This window comes from Pseudomonas sp. SDO524_S393 (assembly GCF_054071875.1).
The window spans coordinates 1-18,124 of sequence record NZ_JBSVVZ010000095.1; the positions used below are offsets into that span (position 1 = coordinate 1).

16 protein-coding genes are annotated in these 18,124 nt (G+C 61.6%); 2 read left to right on the top strand and 14 right to left on the bottom strand.

All coding sequences use genetic code 11. The annotated features are described in order from the left end of the window. Positions 1-75: 75 nt before the first annotated feature. From ACW9IB_RS27295 to ACW9IB_RS27350, 12 genes are all read right to left on the bottom strand, one after another. The gene (locus tag ACW9IB_RS27295) at positions 76-2,010 is read right to left on the bottom strand and encodes a methyl-accepting chemotaxis protein (RefSeq protein ID WP_457416322.1); all 1,935 of its coding nucleotides are present in this window, start codon (positions 2,008-2,010) and stop codon (positions 76-78) included. Between the two features lie 139 nt (positions 2,011-2,149). Further along, positions 2,150-3,442: an adenylosuccinate synthase gene (locus tag ACW9IB_RS27300; protein WP_457367224.1), complete on the bottom strand. Its 1,293-nt coding sequence runs from the start codon at positions 3,440-3,442 to the stop codon at positions 2,150-2,152. A 54-nt stretch (positions 3,443-3,496) separates the two neighbouring features. Continuing rightward, the gene (locus ACW9IB_RS27305) at positions 3,497-4,684 is read right to left on the bottom strand and encodes an ATP phosphoribosyltransferase regulatory subunit (RefSeq protein WP_457367223.1); all 1,188 of its coding nucleotides are present in this window, start codon (positions 4,682-4,684) and stop codon (positions 3,497-3,499) included. 305 nt (positions 4,685-4,989) lie between these two features. Further along, positions 4,990-5,856 carry a protease modulator HflC gene (gene hflC, locus ACW9IB_RS27310; RefSeq protein ID WP_457367222.1) on the bottom strand — a complete coding sequence of 289 codons (867 nt, stop codon included), beginning with the start codon at positions 5,854-5,856 and terminating at the stop codon, positions 4,990-4,992. Beyond that, positions 5,856-7,034: an FtsH protease activity modulator HflK gene (gene hflK, locus ACW9IB_RS27315; protein ID WP_457416325.1), complete on the bottom strand. Its 1,179-nt coding sequence runs from the start codon at positions 7,032-7,034 to the stop codon at positions 5,856-5,858. Before hflK ends, hflC begins: the two co-directional genes overlap by 1 nt. A gap of 96 nt (positions 7,035-7,130) precedes the next feature. Beyond that, positions 7,131-8,432, bottom strand: coding sequence for a ribosome rescue GTPase HflX (hflX, locus tag ACW9IB_RS27320; RefSeq protein ID WP_457367220.1), 1,302 nt, complete (start codon positions 8,430-8,432; stop codon positions 7,131-7,133). A 12-nt stretch (positions 8,433-8,444) separates the two neighbouring features. Next, positions 8,445-8,705 carry an RNA chaperone Hfq gene (gene hfq, locus ACW9IB_RS27325; RefSeq protein WP_457367219.1) on the bottom strand — a complete coding sequence of 87 codons (261 nt, stop codon included), beginning with the start codon at positions 8,703-8,705 and terminating at the stop codon, positions 8,445-8,447. 94 nt (positions 8,706-8,799) lie between these two features. Beyond that, complete coding sequence (miaA, locus tag ACW9IB_RS27330) at positions 8,800-9,771, bottom strand: tRNA (adenosine(37)-N6)-dimethylallyltransferase MiaA (RefSeq protein ID WP_457367218.1); 972 nt, start codon at positions 9,769-9,771, stop codon at positions 8,800-8,802. Further along, positions 9,771-11,687: a DNA mismatch repair endonuclease MutL gene (mutL, locus tag ACW9IB_RS27335; protein ID WP_457416328.1), complete on the bottom strand. Its 1,917-nt coding sequence runs from the start codon at positions 11,685-11,687 to the stop codon at positions 9,771-9,773. The genes miaA and mutL overlap by 1 nt, the downstream gene beginning before the upstream one ends. Continuing rightward, positions 11,687-13,108, bottom strand: a complete 1,422-nt coding sequence (locus tag ACW9IB_RS27340) for an N-acetylmuramoyl-L-alanine amidase (protein WP_457416331.1) — start codon at positions 13,106-13,108, stop codon at positions 11,687-11,689. Before ACW9IB_RS27340 ends, mutL begins: the two co-directional genes overlap by 1 nt. A 15-nt stretch (positions 13,109-13,123) precedes the next feature. Then, positions 13,124-13,594, bottom strand: a complete 471-nt coding sequence (tsaE, locus tag ACW9IB_RS27345) for a tRNA (adenosine(37)-N6)-threonylcarbamoyltransferase complex ATPase subunit type 1 TsaE (protein ID WP_457416333.1) — start codon at positions 13,592-13,594, stop codon at positions 13,124-13,126. Then, positions 13,582-14,442: an NAD(P)H-hydrate dehydratase gene (locus tag ACW9IB_RS27350; protein ID WP_457416336.1), complete on the bottom strand. Its 861-nt coding sequence runs from the start codon at positions 14,440-14,442 to the stop codon at positions 13,582-13,584. Before ACW9IB_RS27350 ends, tsaE begins: the two co-directional genes overlap by 13 nt. A gap of 63 nt (positions 14,443-14,505) precedes the next feature. Between ACW9IB_RS27350 and queG the strand changes: the two genes are divergently transcribed. Beyond that, positions 14,506-15,570, top strand: coding sequence for a tRNA epoxyqueuosine(34) reductase QueG (gene queG, locus ACW9IB_RS27355; RefSeq protein WP_457416339.1), 1,065 nt, complete (start codon positions 14,506-14,508; stop codon positions 15,568-15,570). Here the strand turns inward: queG and ACW9IB_RS27360 are convergent. Beyond that, complete coding sequence (locus tag ACW9IB_RS27360) at positions 15,567-16,181, bottom strand: trimeric intracellular cation channel family protein (protein ID WP_457367212.1); 615 nt, start codon at positions 16,179-16,181, stop codon at positions 15,567-15,569. The genes queG and ACW9IB_RS27360 overlap by 4 nt on opposite strands. Before the next feature lie 184 nt (positions 16,182-16,365). Continuing rightward, complete coding sequence (gene orn, locus ACW9IB_RS27365; protein ID WP_457367211.1) at positions 16,366-16,908, bottom strand: oligoribonuclease; 543 nt, start codon at positions 16,906-16,908, stop codon at positions 16,366-16,368. A 108-nt stretch (positions 16,909-17,016) separates the two neighbouring features. Between orn and rsgA the strand changes: the two genes are divergently transcribed. Continuing rightward, the gene (gene rsgA, locus ACW9IB_RS27370) at positions 17,017-18,036 is read left to right on the top strand and encodes a small ribosomal subunit biogenesis GTPase RsgA (protein ID WP_457367210.1); all 1,020 of its coding nucleotides are present in this window, start codon (positions 17,017-17,019) and stop codon (positions 18,034-18,036) included. Positions 18,037-18,124 lie beyond the last annotated feature (88 nt).

Here is an 18,124-nt window from a genome sequence, read left to right on the forward strand (position 1 = left end):
CTCCCACATTTGAATGTGTTCACAAATCAAAATGTGGGAGCTGGCTTGCCTGCGATGAGGCTGGAACAGACAACCTCAGGCCCGGAACTGCCCCAGACTCGCCTTCAACTGCGCCGCCAACCCATCCAGCACCTTGCCACTGGCAGTGGTCTCTACTACCGCCTGCGCCGCACGCTCGGCCTGGGCATGAATCACCTCGACCCGCCCGCGCACGGCATGGGCGCCCTGTGCTTGAAGCTCAGCGGCGCGCGTGGCCAAACCAATCGCCGCATGCACTTGCTCCACCGACGCCTGCACGGTCTGTTGCAGCCGCACGCTGTCGCGCAGCACCAGCAGCCCTTCGTTGGCCTGGCGCCCCGCCTTGCCGATGGTTTCCACGGCTTCACGGGCGCCCTGCTGCAGCGCCACGATGTGTGCCTGGATGTCACCGGTCGAGCTTTGGGTCTTGCTCGCCAGCGCACGCACTTCGTCCGCCACCACCGCGAAACCGCGCCCGGTCTCGCCGGCACGGGCCGCCTCGATCGCCGCGTTGAGCGCCAACAGGTTGGTTTGCTCGGCAATCCCATGGATCACCGTCAACACCACTTCGATCTGCTCGCTTTGCTGGGCCAGGCGCTCGATCACCGTGGAGCCGGCCTGTACCTGACCCGCCAGCGCCTCGATCAGGCTACCGACTTCTGCCGAGGTACGTGAGTTCTCATCCGTGGCCTGGCGAATATCCACCACCTGCTGCAACGCCGCCTGCATGGCATGGCTTTCGGCCTGAGCCTCATCAGCCATTTGCGAGAGTGCGCGCAGGCTCTCGGCCACCTCGTCACGCTGCAAGCCCGCCGCCGCATCGGCGCCGGCATTGCGCAGGGACATCGCGCCGATTTCCACGCCAGTGCGCTGGGCCACATCACCCGCCTCACGCACGATGGGCTGCAACTTGTCCACAAAGCGATTGACCGCCGAAGCCATGGCGCCGATTTCATCTTTGCTGCTGATCTGCACGCGCTTGGTGAGATCGCCCTCGCCCGCCGCCAGGTCATCCATGGCTGCAATCAGCAACTTGAGCCGATTGACCACGCGACGCCCCAACACCACCGCAATCAACAGCAACACACCAAACCCGACCACCGCCAGGCCCACGCCAATGCGCCAGCGCAGGGTGCCGGCGGCATCCTGCACGGCGCTGCTGGTGTTGGCGGTCATCTGAGTGGCGGTGGCTTGCGCCGATTGCAGGCGTGCGCCCATGGCCGCGGCGCTATCAGCGGCAGCCCCTTTGAGGCTGTCGCCCACCAACTGATCACTGCTGGCAATCAGCGCCGCGAAACGCTTGTCCAACTCGGCCAGGTCGGTCTCCACCGACGCCGTCGAGACGCCCATGATGACTTTGCCGATTTCTACCCCATTGGGGCTGATGGACGCCTCAACGTAGTACACCGACGGATCGTTCCTGGCGGCATTCAGTACTTTGTCCAGGGCACGATCACCTTGGCCCTTTTCCAGCAACGCCTTGTTGATCGGGTTATCCCGATTCAGGTAACGGGTCAGATGCTCACCCGCCGCATCGTCGTACACCACGAACAGCACGTTGGGGTTGCGCTGGGCACGTCGGGCGAACTCCGACAATGTCGGCACATCGCTGTCCCACATGGCGCGGGGCGCCACCGAGGCCAGCAGTTGCGCCATATCATTGGCGGAGTCTTGCAGATCTTTTTCCAGGGTCGCACGCAACTGCTTCTGCTCTTCCTGCAGACGCGTCGACAATCCACTGGTAAGGCGCTGACGCGTACTGGAAGACAGGTTGTCCAGGCTGGACGTGACTTCTTTGCCAGCTTGCGCCAGTTCGCCAGACAACTTCTGGCTATCGACCCCCAGGCGATTGCCCAGGTCAGCCTCAAGCGCCGTGACTGTGCTCCGCGTGAGCGCAACCGCTACCAGCACTTGCACCAAAAGGGCGATACCCAGGGTAACGAACACCGGCCGCAGCAGCCGGCTTTGTAACAATGAGAGAACGGCAGACATCGGGAATCCCTCCACCACGGGTGCCATTAATCTGATAGCACCGCGAAAGAAAGAACCATAGCAAGGGTCGTGCCGCCCGGCCAATTGAAACGACAAAGGGCTCCCGAAGGAGCCCTTTGTTTGTTACATCAACAGCTTATCAAGCGAACGGGTGGCGCAGCACGATGGTCTCGTTGCGGTCCGGGCCCGTCGAAATAATGTCGATCGGCGCACCAACCAACTCTTCGACACGCTTGATGTAGTTGCGGGCAGCCTGCGGCAGCTCTTCCAGGGTCTTGGCGCCCAGGGTCGACTCGCTCCAGCCCGGCATCTCTTCGTACACCGGCTCAAGGCCGATGTAGCTGTCAGCGTCGGTTGGCGCGTCGATCACTGCACCATCCTGGTTCTTGTAGCCTACGCAGATGTTGATGGTTTCCAGGCCGTCGAGTACGTCCAGCTTGGTCAGGCACAGGCCCGAGATGCTGTTCACGTCGATGGCGCGCCGCAGGATCACGGCGTCGAACCAACCGCAACGACGCGCACGACCCGTGGTAGCACCGAACTCATGGCCACGCTTGGCGAGGAAGGCGCCCACATCGTCGAACAGTTCGGTCGGGAACGGGCCCGAACCCACACGCGTGGTGTAAGCCTTGGTGATGCCCAGGATGTAGTCGAGGAACATCGGGCCCACGCCGGAACCGGTGGCAATGCCGCCAGCGGTGGTGTTGGAGCTGGTCACGTACGGGTAGGTGCCGTGGTCGATGTCCAGCAGGGAACCTTGGGCGCCTTCGAACATGATGTCTTTGCCGGCACGGCGCAGGTTGTGCAGTTCAGCAGTGACGTCGAGCATCATCGGCTTGAGCAGCTCGGCGTACTCCATGCACTCATCCAGGGTTTTCTGGAAGTCGATGGCCGGCTCTTTGTAGTAATTGACCAGCACGAAGTTGTGGTAGTCCAGCAACTCGCCCAGCTTGGCGGCGAAACGCTCGCGGTGGAACAGGTCACCGATGCGCAGGCCGCGACGTGCAACCTTGTCTTCGTACGCCGGGCCGATACCGCGACCGGTGGTGCCGATCTTCAGCTCGCCACGGGCCTTTTCACGGGCCTGGTCCAGTGCAACGTGGTAGGACAGGATCAGCGGGCAGGACGGGCTGATGCGCAGGCGCTCGCGCACCGGTACGCCCTTCTCTTCCAGCTTGGTGATCTCACGCAGCAGCGCGTCAGGCGCAACCACGACGCCGTTGCCGATCAGGCACTGCACGCCTTCGCGCAGCACGCCCGACGGGATCAGGTGCAAGACGGTTTTTTCGCCATCGATGACCAGGGTGTGGCCAGCGTTGTGGCCACCTTGGTAGCGCACTACGGCGGCAGCATGTTCGGTCAGCAGATCAACGATCTTGCCTTTGCCCTCATCACCCCATTGGGTGCCCAGGACTACGACATTCTTACCCATAACACTTGTCCTCATTCGCGCAAACTTGGTGCCGGCGAAGGCCGGCAGGAAAACTCAAGAAGCCAATGGCGATACTTGCCAAAGCCCGTTCTGCAGAATCAATTGCCGGTCGCAGTCCGCATCACGGGCGGCGGCCAATGGCTGACCAGGCAAGGCCTGGACGACACGCTGACCCTCACTGCGCAACTGGCAAACCTGCTGCCAGAGTGCCGCGTCCGTACTGTCGGGCATCCAGATGCCACCAGACGGCAGCTCGACCTCAGCACGCCCCAGGGTCACCAGGGTTTTCAAATCGGTGGAAAAACCGGTGGCCGGACGCGCGCGCCCGAAGTCGGCACCGATATCGTCGTAACGACCGCCTTGGGCGATGGCTTGACCAACGCCCGGCACAAACACCGCAAACACCACGCCCGTGTGGTAGTGGTAGCCACGCAACTCGCCCAGATCGAAATACAACGGCAGTTGCGGGAAGCGTGCCGACAATTGCTCGGCAATCGCCAGTACATCGTTCAGCGCAGCCAATACCGGCGCCGGGGCGTTGGCCAGGCGCTCACGCGCAGCCGCCAGCACTTCACGGCCACCGCACAGGTTGACCAGGGAACGCAGCATGCCAGCCAGGTCAGCCGGGACGCCTTCGGTCAGGGCGATCACTTCGTCGATAGCCTTGCGTTGCAGGGCATCGAACAACTGTTGTTCCACTTCGCCGGACAAACCAGCCGCGCGGGCCAGGCCGCGATAGATACCCACATGGCCCAGGTCCATGTGCACATCGGGTACATCAGCCAGTTGCAGCATGGCCAGCATCAAACTGATCACTTCGACGTCGCTGCTCGGGCTCGCGTCGCCGTACAACTCGGCGCCCAGCTGAATCGGGCTGCGGGACGACGACAACGCACGCGGCTGAGCATGCAGCACGCTGCCGGCGTAGCACAGCCGGCTGGGGCCTTCGCGACGCAGGGTATGCGCATCGATGCGCGCCACTTGCGGCGTGATATCGGCACGGAAACCCATTTGCCGGCCAGATTGCGGGTCGATGACCTTGAAGGTGCGCAGATCCAGGTCCTGGCCCGCGCCAGTCAGCAGGGATTCCAGGTACTCGATATGGGGAGTCACGACAAACTCGTAACCCCAGCTCTGGAACAGATCCAACACCTGGCGACGCGCAACTTCGATGCGCGCAGCTTCTGGTGGCAGTACTTCTTCGATGCCATCTGGCAGCAGCCAGCGGTCTACCGTTGCCATTACGCCATTCCCCTATGATCCGGGCGGCCAGCCCTCGGCCGAGCCTTGAGTGAAGCAGAAAATGCCCGTCTCCTGCGTAAACAACGCGCAAGAACGACGTGACGAAATGGCCTGCCAGCGGCCTCGTCGGGCACTTTCCTCGAAAAACCTGTGGCATCTGCAAGGACAACACAACAATCAAACATGCAGACGCAAAAAAGCCGGGAATTTCCCGGCTGCCGCATCATACACCCGTTTTCTGAAAGGATCACCCCGCCAGGCGTTTTAGCCGCCCGACGGAGTGTCCCTACAGAATCACCGGCGTGTTACTTGGCCTTCTCCAGGTAGCGGAAGAACTCGCTGCTTGGGTCCAGCACCATGACGTCGGTTTTGTTCGCGAAGCTTTCACGGTAGGCACGCAGGCTGCGGTAGAACGCATAGAACTCCTGGTCCTGGCCATAAGCCTTGGCATAGATCGCCGCCGCTTGTGCGTCGCCGTCACCACGCGCTTCTTCCGACTCGCGATAGGCTTCAGCCAGCAGTACACGGCGCTGACGATCGGCATCCGCACGGATACCTTCGGCCAACTCGTTACCCTTGGCGCGGTGCTCACGAGCCTCACGTTCACGTTCGGTGCTCATACGCTCGAACACGCTGCGGTTCACTTCCTTCGGCAGGTCGATGGCCTTGACCCGAACATCGATCACCTCGATGCCCAGCTCTTTTTCCGCCATGGCGTTCAACGAACGCGTGATATCAGCCATCAGCGCGTCACGCTCACCGGAAACCACCTCATGGAGGGTGCGCTTACCGAACTGGTCACGCAGGCCCGACTCCAGACGACGGGACAGACGCTCGTCGGCGATCTGCTTCAGGCCGGACGTCGCGGTGTAGAAGCGCTCGGCATCCTTGACGCGCCACTTGGCGTAGGCGTCCACCATCACGGCTTTCTTTTCCAAGGTCAGGAAACGCTGTGTCGGTGCGTCCAGGGTCATCAGGCGGGCGTCGAACTTGCGCACCTGGTTGACGTAGGGAACCTTCACATGCAGACCAGGCTGAACGTCCGCCTGAACCACACGACCGAATTGCAGCAACACCGCGCGCTCGGTCTGAGCCACGATGTAGAAGCAGTTCCAGGCAGCGATGACCAGCACGACGCCCACAATCAGGGCTGTCAGCGATTTATTGCTCATCAACGACTCTCCCTGGTACGTGTTTGCTGTTGCAGCAAGTCAGCGGCCGCCCGGGCGCTCGCTTCGTTGGCAGCGGCATTCGAACCGGTGGACGGCGCGCCGGCGCTGCTACGACCACCTTCGATCATCTTGTCCAGCGGCAGGTACAGCAGGTTGTTCTGCCCACCCTTGCTGCCGGTCACGAGAACCTTGCTGGTGTTGCTGAAGACTTCCTGCAGGGTGTCCAGGTACAGACGCTCGCGGGTAACCTCGGGTGCCTTGCGGTATTCGGCGACCAGCTTGGTGAAGCGATCCGCCTCACCCTTGGCGCGGGAAACCACTTCGTCACGGTAACCGTTGGCATCCTCGAGGATGCGCTGGGCCTGACCACGAGCCTCCGGCACGACGCCGTTGGCATAGGTTTCAGCCTGGTTGCGCGAACGCTGCTCGTCTTCACGGGCGCGGATCACGTCGTCAAAGGCTTCCTGAACTTCGCGCGGTGCCGCTGCGCTCTGTACGTTCACCTGGGTAACGGTGATGCCGGTGCGATAGGTATCGAGGAACCGTTGCAGACGCTCCTTGATTTCGCTGGCCATCAATTCACGCCCTTCGGTCAGCACCTGGTCCATGGCGGTGGAACCCACCACGTGACGCAGCGCACTTTCGGTCGCGTGCTGCAGGCTGATTTCCGGCTGATCGACGTTCAGCACGAAGTCCTGCAGGTTGCTGATCTTGTACTGCACGGTCAGCGGCACTTCGACGATATTCTCGTCTTCGGTCAGCATCTGGCCCTGCTTGGTGTAGGCACGCTCACGCGTGACGTTTTCCATGTATTTCTTGTCGATCGGCGGGAAATAGATATTCAGGCCCGGCCCGACGGTCTCGTAGTACTTGCCGAAGCGCAGCACCACGGCCTGCTCCTGCTCGTCCACCACGTACACGGCACTGTACAGCCAGACGGCCGCCAGCACGACAAGGCCCAGGCCCAACAGGCCATAGCCACCGCCCTTGCCAGTGCGACCACCACCGTCGTCACCACCGCGTTTTTTCCCACCACCGAACAACCCATTCAGGCTTTCCTGCAGCTTTCGGAAGGCCTCGTCGAGATCCGGCGGGCCCTTGCGGTCGCCGTTATTGCGGCGCTTACCACCCCAAGGATCCTGATTGTTCGAGTTGCCACCCGGCTCATTCCAAGCCATAGCGCTCTCCATCTGATAAAGCAAAGACGCACCCACGGCGCGCCGACCAATGCTACAGAATGCCTGCCAGTGCGGCACAACCGCTTTCGGAGGCTTTTATTGCAAAGTGTGTTGTTCGATGAACTCTGTCGGCACCACACCTTCACGGCTGACCAGCCGATTCAGTTCCGAGCGCGGCAATCGAACGGCCAGCAAGCTGACACCTTCTTCGTCGTGTTCTTCTTTCTGTACCGCGCCCAACTCGAAAAACTGTGCACGCAGTCGAGCAAAACGCTGCGGCAAGCGCAAGGTGCCGACGAACAAATCGCTGCCCAGCAGTTCGGCAATGGCTTGTTCAAGCAACTCCAGGCCGCTACCGTCTCGCGCCGAGAGCCATACCCGCCGGGGCTTTCCATCTTCGTCGCGCTGGATTTGTGGCTCAACGCCTTCAAGCAAATCGAGTTTGTTATAGACCTCGAGGATCGGCAAGTCCTGGGCGCCAATCTCGCCCAGTACCACCATGACCTGCTCGATCTGCAGCATGCGATCCGGTTCTGCCGCGTCGATCACGTGCAACAGCAGGTCGGAGTTGCTCGACTCCTCGAGCGTAGACCGAAATGCTTCGACCAGCTTGTGGGGCAAGTGACGAATGAACCCCACGGTATCGGCCAGCACAATCGGCCCCAGATCATCCAGATCCAGACGGCGCAGCGTCGGGTCGAGGGTGGCGAAGAGCTGATCGGCCGCGTACACCTCGGACTTCGTCACATTGTTGAACAACGTGGACTTGCCGGCGTTGGTGTAGCCCACCAGAGACACGGTCGGAATATCCGCACGGGAACGACCACGCCGGGACTGCTCGCGCTGACTGCGGACTTTCTCGAGGCGCCCCTTGATCTGGCGCAGGCGCACCCGCAGCAGGCGTCGGTCGGTTTCCAGTTGGGTTTCACCCGGGCCGCGCATACCGATGCCGCCGCCCTGACGCTCAAGGTGCGTCCAGCCACGAACCAAGCGGGTGCTCATGTGGTCAAGCTGGGCCAGTTCGACCTGGAGCTTGCCTTCATGGGTACGGGCGCGCTGGGCGAAAATATCGAGAATCAGACCGGTGCGGTCAATCACGCGACACTCGAAGACACGTTCGAGGTTACGTTCCTGACTGGGCGTGAGGGTGTGATTGAAGATCACCAGATCGGCTTTTTCGGCATGAACCAGGTCGCGCAATTCCTCGACCTTGCCGCTGCCAATCAGGAATTTGGCGGTTGGCCGATGACGCGGCACGTTAAAAAACGCAACGGTCTCGGCGCCGGCCGAATTTGCCAACTCCTGAAACTCCTGCGGATCTTCGCGCGCCTCAGGGTCCTGTCCATCCAAGTGAACGAGGATGACTCGCTCACCACCACCGTGGCGCTCAAAGAACAAAGGAGACTCCTATCAGGCGTTACCTGGCTCAGCGTCACCTTGTTCACCGTCGGCTGCGTTAGGCAGACGAATTGGACGAACTGGAACGACTGTCGAGATAGCGTGCTTGTAAACCATCTGGCTGACGGTGTTTTTCAGCAGGATCACGAACTGGTCGAACGACTCGATCGTGCCTTGCAGCTTGATACCGTTGACCAAATAGATGGAAACCCCCACTTTTTCTTTACGTAAGGTATTCAAGTAAGGGTCTTGTAGCGAATGCCCTTTTGACATGTGCCGCACTCCTTTAAGGATCAATAATAAAAAATCGGAAAATAGATAGCTTATGGCCGTCACACCCCCAAGGATAGACGGCAATTGCAAGGACTCAGCTCAATATGGAGACCGTTCCCAAGTATTTCAAGGCGCGTGACAGATTGTCGCAATCCAGGCTGTCCAACCAGTGCAAATCGCTCCAGCTGCGCAGCCAGGTGAACTGGCGTTTTGCCAATTGGCGCGTGGCGATAATGCCGCGCTCCTGCATTTCGGCTGACGTCAGCTTGCCATCCAGGTGATCCCAGACTTGGCGATAGCCTACGGCACGTATCGAAGGCAACCCGGGATGCAGGTCGCCTCTGGAACGCAGTGCTACGACCTCGTCCACAAAGCCCTGTTCCAACATAATTGTGAATCTTTGTGCAATTCGTTCATGCAACACCTGGCGATTTGCCGGAGCGATGGCCAGATTCGCCACAGTATAGGGCAATTGTGACTGTCCCGATGTGCCTGCTTCAGCACTTTGCGCAGATTGTCGCAGTCTGTGCTCGGTCATGGTCTGGCCACTCACCCGCCAGACTTCCAGCGCCCGAGTGAGGCGCTGGGGGTCGTTTGGGTGAATGCGCGCGGCGGACACCGGATCCACCGCGGCCAACTGGTCGTGCAAGGCTTGCCAGCCAAGGTGTGCAGCCTCTTCTTCCAGAGCGGCGCGCACATCGGCATCGGCGGGCGGCATATCCGCCAACCCTTCCTGCAGAGCCTTGTAGTAGAGCATCGTGCCGCCCACCAACAGCGGAATATTGCCGCGCGCGGTGATCTCCGCCATCGCGGCGAGGGCATCGGTACGAAAGTCCGCCGCTGAATAGCTCTCGGCCGGGTCGATGATGTCGATCAGGCGATGCGGATACTGTGCCAATAACGCTTTCGAAGGCTTGGCCGTGCCGATGTCCATGTCCCGGTAAACCAGGGCAGAGTCGACACTGATCAGCTCGCACGGCAGCACTTTGGTCAGCTCGATGGCCAGGTCGGTCTTGCCGGCGGCCGTCGGGCCCATCAGGAAGATGGCGGGGGGCAAGGCACTCATCAGCGACCGCGCAAGAACAGTTTGTCCAGATCATCCAGCCCCATTTGGGTCCAGGTTGGCCGGCCATGGTTGCACTGCCCGCTGCGCTCGGTGTTTTCCATGTCGCGCAGCAAACCGTTCATTTCCGGCAAGGCCAGACGGCGGTTGGCGCGGATCGCACCGTGACAGGCCATGGTGCCGAGCAATTCGTTGATGTGTGCCTGGATACGATCACTGGTGCCGTATTCCATCAAGTCAGCCAGCACGTCGGCGACCAGGCGATTGGCCTCAGCCTGTTTGAGCAGCGCGGGAATTTGCCGAATGGCCAGGGTTTCCGGACCCAGGCGTTGCAATTCAAAGCCCAGTTTCTGGAACACGCCATGGTGTTCCTCGGCACAATCGGCTTCACGCTGGCTGACCGCCAGGGACTCCGGCACCAACAGCGGCTGGCCACTGAGCCCTTCGCTGGCCATGGCGATTTTCAGGCGCTCATACATGATTCGCTCGTGGGCGGCGTGCATGTCCACCAGCACCAGGCCGTGGGCGTTTTCCGCCAGGATGTAGATCCCCTTGAGCTGCGCCAGTGCATACCCCAAGGGTGGAATGTCCCCACCCCCTTCCGGCAAGGCAACGGGAGCTGCCGATTCGGCACCGGGCAATGGTGCAAAAAACTCGCGATAAGCTGCCTGGGCCTCGGCCACCGGCACCGCCGACTGCGGACGCGGGGTGTATTGATACTGATAACCCGCCCCCGAACCAGAACCCGGGGTCGTATAGGCGGGTTGCGGCTGCGGCGATTGCAGCAGGTTGGACGCCAGGCTCATTTCGCCCTGCGGACCGAATTCACCGGCCAGCGGACCGCTGGGGCGAACCACCGCGGTCACGATAGGCGCTGCCAGCTGATCATCCGGGCGCACATCGCCCAGGGCACGGTGCAAGGTGCCATAAAGGAAATCATGCACCATGCGCCCGTCGCGGAAGCGCACTTCGTGCTTGGTGGGGTGCACGTTGACGTCCACCACAGCCGGGTCGACCTCGAAAAACAGCACAAAGGTCGGATGCCGGCCATTGAACAGCACATCGCGGTACGCCTGGCGAACCGCGTGGGCCACCAGCTTGTCGCGCACCGCCCGACCGTTCACGAAGAAATACTGCAAGTCCGCCTGGCTGCGGGAGAACGTCGGCAACCCTACCCAGCCCCACAAGCGCAGGCCATTGCGCTCAATCTCGATCGGCAGCGCCTGTTCCAGGAAGCCCGCGCCACACACCGCTGCTACGCGGCGGGCGCGAGCAGCCTCGTCATTGGCTTCATGCAGGCTAAGGATGGATTTGCCGTTGTGGCGCAGATGAAACGCTACGTCGAAACGCGCCAGGGCCAGGCGCTTGATGACCTCCTGCAGATGGTCGAATTCGGTTTTTTCAGCCTTGAGGAATTTGCGTCGTGCCGGGGTGTTGAAGAACAGGTCACGCACTTCCACCGACGTACCGACCGGATGGGCAGCGGGCTGGACCCGGGGCGCCATGTCGCGGCCCTCGGTTTCCACTTGCCAGGCCTGGTCGGCGCCACGGGTACGGGACGTCAGGGTCAGGCGGGCCACGGAACTGATGGAGGCCAGCGCCTCGCCACGAAAGCCCAGGCTCATCACCCGCTCCAGGTCTTCCAGGTCGCGAATCTTGCTGGTGGCGTGACGGGCCAGGGCCAGCGGCAGGTCATCGGAGGAAATGCCGCTGCCATCATCCCGCACCCGCAATAATTTGACGCCACCCTGCTCCACGTCGACATCGATGCGTTTGGCACCGGAGTCGATGCTGTTTTCCAGCAGTTCCTTGATCACCGATGCGGGCCGCTCGACCACCTCACCCGCCGCAATCTGGTTGGCAAGGCGCGGGCTGAGCAGCTCGATACGGGAGCCGCCGTTCAACAGGGATTCGCTCATTACTGTGCCGCCAGTTCAGTGCCAGGGATGGTCAGCACCTGGCCGACCTTCAGTTCATCAGTCTTCAGGTTGTTGGCACTGCGCAACGTCGCGGGAGAGACCTGGAAACGCACGGCCAGCATGACCAGAGTGTCACCAGGTTGCACACGATGGTCACGTGGGCCCTGGGCGATCTTCCCGGAGTCGCGCAGCCAGGCGATATAGGTGCCCGGTGGCGGGTTCTGCTGGAAGAACTGGCGAATACCCGCGCTGATGGAGCGTGCCAGCGCCTGCTGGTGGCTGCCGGTGGCCAGTTTCGAGGCTTCGTTGGAGTTGGAGATGAACCCGGTTTCCACCAGGATCGATGGAATATCCGGAGACTTCAGCACCATGAAGCCCGCTTGCTCCACGCGCTGCTTGTGCAGCGGGGTAACGCGACCGATGTTGCTCAACACCTTCTGGCCCACGTTAAGGCTGGAGGTCAGCGACGCAGTCATCGACAGGTCGAGCAATACGCCAGCGAGCATTTTGTCCTTGTCATCGAGGGACACGTTGCCCGCACCGCCGATCAAGTCGGAACGGTTTTCACTGTCGGCCAGCCAACGGGCCGTCTCGGAGGTGGCGCCGCGGTCCGAAAGGGCAAACACCGAGGCACCGAACGCCGCAGCCGAAGGGGCGGCGTCGGCGTGAATCGACACGAACAGGTCGGCGCCTTTCTTGCGCGCGATTTCGGTACGGCCACGCAGCGGAATGAAGTAGTCGCCGGTACGGGTCAGCTCGGCGCGATAGCCCTTCATCGCGTTGACCTGGCGTTGCAGCTCGCGGGCAATCGCCAGCACCACGTCTTTTTCATGCTGCCCACGGGAGCCGGAAGCGCCAGGGTCTTCACCGCCGTGACCGGCGTCGATCACCACAATGATGTCGCGTTTGCCGGCGGGCGCCGGTGGCGGTGGCGGCAACTTGACCTGCGGTTGCGACGGGTTGACCGGTACCGCCGGCACCGTCGCCACGCTCGGAGCCGGCGCGGGCGGTGGGTTGGCGTCGGCAGCATTGTCGAACAGATCGACCACCAGCCGGTTGCCATACTGGGCGTTGGGGGCCAGGGAGAAGCTTTTCGGGGTCACGACCTTTTTCAGGTCGATGACCACGCGCAAGTCGGTCGGCGTACGCTGGGCCGAGCGCATGGCGGTGATCGGGGTGTTGGCAGTGGAGACTTTCAACGGCGCGGCCAGGGTCGCGCCGTTGATGTCGATCACCAGGCGATCAGGCGACGTCAGGGTAAAGACGCTGTGCTGGACCGGGCCAGACAGGTCGAACACCAGTCGCGTGTTATCCGGCGCTCGCCACAGGCGCACACTTTTCACCTGTGAAGCCGCCAGAGCATTGACAGTCATTGCCGCAAGCAACACCCCTACGACAGCAACCAACGCGCGAAAGCGCATACCTAACCCCACCAATTATTTGAATTCCAATGCCAAAGCGGCGCACCACGACTGGCCACGCTCGCTCTGGGGCAACAACTTCAACCGACGTCCTGTTTCATGCGGCGTAATGGTAATGGTCAGGTCCGGCTTTGGCAAAAAGCCTGTGCCTTTATCTGGCCACTCGATCAGGCACAACGCGTCTTCGTCGAAGTAGTCACGAATGCCCATGAACTCCAGTTCTTCGGGGTCCACCAAGCGATACAGATCGAAATGGAAGGCCCGAACCGCGCCAATCTCGTAGGGTTCTACCAGGGTAAACGTAGGGCTTTTTACTGCCCCCGTATGGCCCAACCCTCGGATAATCCCTCGGGACAAGGTGGTCTTGCCGGCCCCCAGGTCACCCTCGAGAAAGATCAGTCCCGCCCCCGCCGTAACCTGGGCGATGCGCTGCCCGAGCGCGACCATGGCGTCTTCATCGGCCAGAAAAAGGATTACTTCAGGCACGGCGACTGCTCCTCCAACAATTGACGAATAGCGGGTATCAGGTCACCGGCCGCCAACCCGCGACCAAAAGTGCCTTGACGATCCCCTGCCGTGGCGTGCAACCACACGGCGAGGCAGCTAGCCTCATAGGCCTGCATGCCCTGCGCCAGCAACGCGCCCACCAGACCAGCCAAGACATCCCCGAGGCCGGCTGTCGCCATCGCCGGATGGCCCTGGTCGCAGCGCGAAACACGCCCGTCCGGGCTGGCAATCAAACTGCCAGCACCCTTGAGGATAGCCACAGTATTGAATGTCTGACTCAACGCGCGCGCCACCTTAAGACGGTCGGCCTGAACCTCGGCTGTCGTGATCCCCAGTAGGCGAGCGGCTTCACCCGGGTGAGGGGTGATCACGCTGTTGGCGGGAAGACTCACACTGCCTGTAGCCAGCTGGTTCAAGGCATCGGCATCCCACACCTGCGGCTGATCCGCGTTGGCGGCGACGGACAAAAGGCTTTTGCCCCAGGCGGCATCGCCCAGGCCTGGCCCAATCACAATGACCGTGATGTTTTCCAGCAAGCCCATCAGCTGATTGGCCGAGCTCACCCCGAGGGTCATGACTTCCGGCAAACGGGCGAGCGCGGCAGGCACATGCTCGGGGCGCGTCGCCAGGGAAACCAGCCCTGCCCCGCTGCGCAACGCACTTTCGGCAGTCAGCAAGGCAGCGCCGCCGAAGCCGCGATCACCGCCAATGACCAGCAAGTGGCCGAACTGCCCTTTGTGGGCATCCGGCGAACGGGCTTCGAGTTGTGGTAAATGGCCGTGCAGCAGTGGTTGCACGTCGGTTATTTCGTGTTTTGTCTGAGGCATGCGTCTTCAAGCTCCGATGTCTGGCAGAATTATACGCATCTCACCTGCGGTTTCCCTTGTCTCATGCCTGCCATTACCCCCGACCTGCCCACCCTCGCCCAATCGATCAAAGACTGGGGTCGCGAACTGGGCTTTCAACAAGTCGGCATCAGCGGTCTGGACCTGGGCGAGCATGAGCAGCACCTGCAGCGCTGGCTCGAGGCGGGGTACCACGGTGAGATGGAGTACATGGGCGCCCACGGCAGCAAACGCTCCCACCCCGACGAGTTGGTACCAGGCACCTTGCGCGTGGTGTCGCTGCGCATGGACTACCTGCCCGGCGACACCCAAATGGCACAACTGCTGGCCAAACCGGAAAAAGCCTACATCTCCCGCTACGCCCTGGGCCGCGATTACCACAAGCTGATCCGCAAACGTGTACAGCAACTGGCCGAGCGCATTCAGGCGCAGATCGGCCCGTTCGGTTTTCGCGCCTTCGTCGACAGCGCCCCGGTGCTGGAAAAGGCCATCGCCGAAAAGGCCGGGCTGGGCTGGATCGGCAAAAACACCCTGGTACTCAACCGCAAGGCCGGCAGCTATTTTTTCCTCAGCGAGCTGTTTGTCGATCTACCGCTGCCGGTAGACGAACCCCACAGCACCGAACATTGCGGACGTTGCACCGCCTGCCTGGATATCTGCCCCACCAATGCCTTCGTCGGCCCCTATGTGCTGGACGCCCGACGCTGCATCTCTTACCTGACCATCGAACTCAAGAATGCGATCCCCGAAGACCTGCGCCCGTTGATCGGCAATCGGGTATTCGGCTGCGATGACTGCCAGATCGTGTGCCCGTGGAATCGCTTCGCTCGCTCGACCGCCGAAGGTGACTTCAAGCCACGGCACAACCTGGACAACGCCGAGCTGGCCGAATTGTTCATGTGGAACGAGGACAAATTCCTCAGCAGCACCGAAGGCTCGCCCCTGCGCCGCGCCGGTTACGAGCGCTGGCTGCGCAACCTGGCCGTGGGCCTGGGCAATGCGCCGTCGAGCATCCCGGTACTGGAAGCCCTGAAAGCCCGGCGGGACTACCCTTCCGAGCTGGTGCGCGAACACGTGGAGTGGGCGCTGGCACAGCACGCCAGCCGTTAATGCACGTCGTCGTTGTAGACGAACTTGGGCATTTCCCAGTGAAAACGGATCGCCAGCAGGCGCAGTAAAAAGCCGCTGAACAGCGTCAACAGGATGGATTGCTCGCTGGGCAGTTCCAGATAAAGGCACAGCATGTAGAACCAGGCGGCCAGGAACGACACGCTGGCGTACAGCTCACGGCGAAAGATCAGCGGGATGTCGTTGCAGAAAATGTCCCGCAGGATGCCGCCGAAAACGCCGGTGATCACCCCGCTGACCGACGCCACCAGCATGCCATGCCCCATTTCCAGGGCGGTCATGCTGCCGATCAGGGTAAAGGCCACCAGGCCCACGGCATCCAGCGCGAGGAACAGCGAGCGCAGGTGACGCATCAGCGGTGCAATGAAAATTGTCACCAGCGCGGCAACAGAGGTCAGTATCAGGTATTCCGGGTGCTTGACCCACGTCAGCGGGTAGTGCCCCAGCAACACATCGCGCACCGACCCGCCACCCAACGCCGTCACACAAGCAATCAACACCACCCCGAACCAATCCATGCCGCGCCGACCGGCGGACAACGCCCCGGTCATGGCTTCGGCGGTGATGGCGATGAGGTAGAGCATCAGCAGCATGAGGGCGATCCTTGCAAAGAGGCGCGCAGTCTAATCATTTGGTGATGGCACCAAAAGGGGGCGCTTGGCGAAAGACCGCGTCACGCCCTTCGCGAGCAAGCCCGCTCCCACAGTTTGATTTGTGAATGCAATCAAATGTGGGAGCTGGCTTGCCTGCGATGGCGCAGGTTCGGGCGCCGCCGATTCAAGCCTTGATGAAATGCTTGCGGTAATGCTGCAGCTCGGCAATCGACTCGCGAATATCATCCAGCGCCAGATGGGTACTGCCCTTATGGAAGCTGTCCTTGACCTCCGGCGCCCAGCGCGCCGCCAACTCTTTAAGCGTCGACACATCCAGGTTGCGATAGTGGAAGTAGCTCTCCAACCCCTTCATGTGGGTATAGAGGAAGCGACGATCCTGGCAGATGCTGTTGCCGCAGATCGGCGACTTGCCCTTGGGCACCCACTGTTCCAGAAAGGCGATGGTCCGGGCTTCGGCTTCTGCCATGCTGATGCGGCTGTCGCGCACACGCTGGGTCAGCCCCGAGTTGCCATGGGTGCGGGTATTCCACTCGTCCATGCGCGCCAGCACTTCGTCGCTGTGATGAATGGCGATCACCGGGCCTTCAGCCAAGGTATTGAGGTTGCTGTCGGTGACGATGGTCGCCATCTCGATGATGACGTCGTTGTCGGGGTCCAGACCGGTCATCTCCAGATCGATCCAAATCAGGTTCTGTGGGTTTTGCATGGCTTGATTCTCTTGGCACCTTGGCTTAGCTGCGCAGTTTAGCAGGCAGGGGCGTGCTAGACTCGCGACCGTTTTATCCAACCTTTGCATTGTCGACACGGAACACCAATGGCCAAACGCCAGCTCAACCGTCGCCAGAACTGGCGCATCGAAAAGATTCAAGGCGAGCGCGCTGCTCGCGCCGCCAAACGTGAATCCTCCGCCGTAGAAGCGCTGGAGGGTGGCGACCTGGGCCCCGAACAGACTGGCCTGGTGATCGCGCACTTTGGTGTGCAGGTCGAAGTCGAAGCCCAGGACGGCCTGGTGTCACGCTGCTACCTGCGCGCCAACCTGCCCGCGCTGGTGACCGGCGACCAAGTGGTCTGGCGTGCCGGCAACCAGGGCATCGGCGTGATCGTCGCGCAGTTGCCCCGCACCACCGAACTGCGCCGCCCCGATAGCCGCGGCCAACTCAAGCCGGTGGCGGCCAACGTCGACATGATCGTGATCGTGTTCGCGCCCTTGCCCGAGCCCCATGCCAACCTGATCGATCGCTACCTGGTCGCAGCCGAGCATGCCGGCATTCGCCCACTGTTGCTGCTGAACAAGTACGACCTGATCGACGAGCAGAACGCCCCCGCGCTCAACGCGCTGCTGGCGGTGTATCGCACCCTGGGTTATCCGGTGCTGGAAGTCTCGGCTCACCACGGCAACGGCATGGAACAGCTGCAACAGCAGTTGGACGGGCGCATCAGTGTGTTTGTCGGCCAGTCCGGCGTGGGCAAGTCGTCGCTGGTCAACAGCCTGCTGCCCCACGTCGACACCCGGGTCGGCCCGCTGTCGGAACTGTCCGGCCAAGGCACCCACACCACCACCACCGCACGGCTTTTCCACTTTCCTGGCGGCGGCGAACTGATCGACTCCCCCGGCATCCGCGAATTCGGCCTGGGCCATGTCAGCCGCAGTGATGTGGAAGCCGGCTTCATCGAGTTCAACGACCTGATCGGCACATGCCGCTTCCGCGACTGCAAGCACGATCGCGAGCCTGGCTGTGCCTTGCTCAAGGCCCTGGAGGATGGGCGCGTGCAACAGCAGCGGATGAACAGCTACCGGTCGATCATTGCGAGTTTGCCGGAGAGCAGTTACTAAAAGCGCCCTGCATGCGGTTTTTTGCCGATCCATTGTGGTGAGCGGGCTTGTCCCGGTACAAACCGGAGACATCGTTTACATTTCTAAC

Coding starts and splice junctions, on each gene's coding strand:
- queG (WP_457416339.1), top strand. CDS start 14,506: ATGCCTGCCATTACCCCCGACCTGCCCACCCTCGCCCAATCGATCAAA.
- miaA (WP_457367218.1), bottom strand. CDS start 9,771: ATGAGTGCCTTGCCCCCCGCCATCTTCCTGATGGGCCCGACGGCCGCC.
- hfq (WP_457367219.1), bottom strand. CDS start 8,705: ATGTCAAAAGGGCATTCGCTACAAGACCCTTACTTGAATACCTTACGT.
- hflK (WP_457416325.1), bottom strand. CDS start 7,034: ATGGCTTGGAATGAGCCGGGTGGCAACTCGAACAATCAGGATCCTTGG.
- orn (WP_457367211.1), bottom strand. CDS start 16,908: ATGCAAAACCCACAGAACCTGATTTGGATCGATCTGGAGATGACCGGT.
- mutL (WP_457416328.1), bottom strand. CDS start 11,687: ATGAGCGAATCCCTGTTGAACGGCGGCTCCCGTATCGAGCTGCTCAGC.
- ACW9IB_RS27300 (WP_457367224.1), bottom strand. CDS start 3,442: ATGGGTAAGAATGTCGTAGTCCTGGGCACCCAATGGGGTGATGAGGGC.
- ACW9IB_RS27305 (WP_457367223.1), bottom strand. CDS start 4,684: ATGGCAACGGTAGACCGCTGGCTGCTGCCAGATGGCATCGAAGAAGTA.
- hflC (WP_457367222.1), bottom strand. CDS start 5,856: ATGAGCAATAAATCGCTGACAGCCCTGATTGTGGGCGTCGTGCTGGTC.
- ACW9IB_RS27360 (WP_457367212.1), bottom strand. CDS start 16,181: ATGCTGCTGATGCTCTACCTCATCGCCATCACCGCCGAAGCCATGACC.
- ACW9IB_RS27350 (WP_457416336.1), bottom strand. CDS start 14,442: ATGCCTCAGACAAAACACGAAATAACCGACGTGCAACCACTGCTGCAC.
- rsgA (WP_457367210.1), top strand. CDS start 17,017: ATGGCCAAACGCCAGCTCAACCGTCGCCAGAACTGGCGCATCGAAAAG.
- ACW9IB_RS27340 (WP_457416331.1), bottom strand. CDS start 13,108: ATGCGCTTTCGCGCGTTGGTTGCTGTCGTAGGGGTGTTGCTTGCGGCA.
- ACW9IB_RS27295 (WP_457416322.1), bottom strand. CDS start 2,010: ATGTCTGCCGTTCTCTCATTGTTACAAAGCCGGCTGCTGCGGCCGGTG.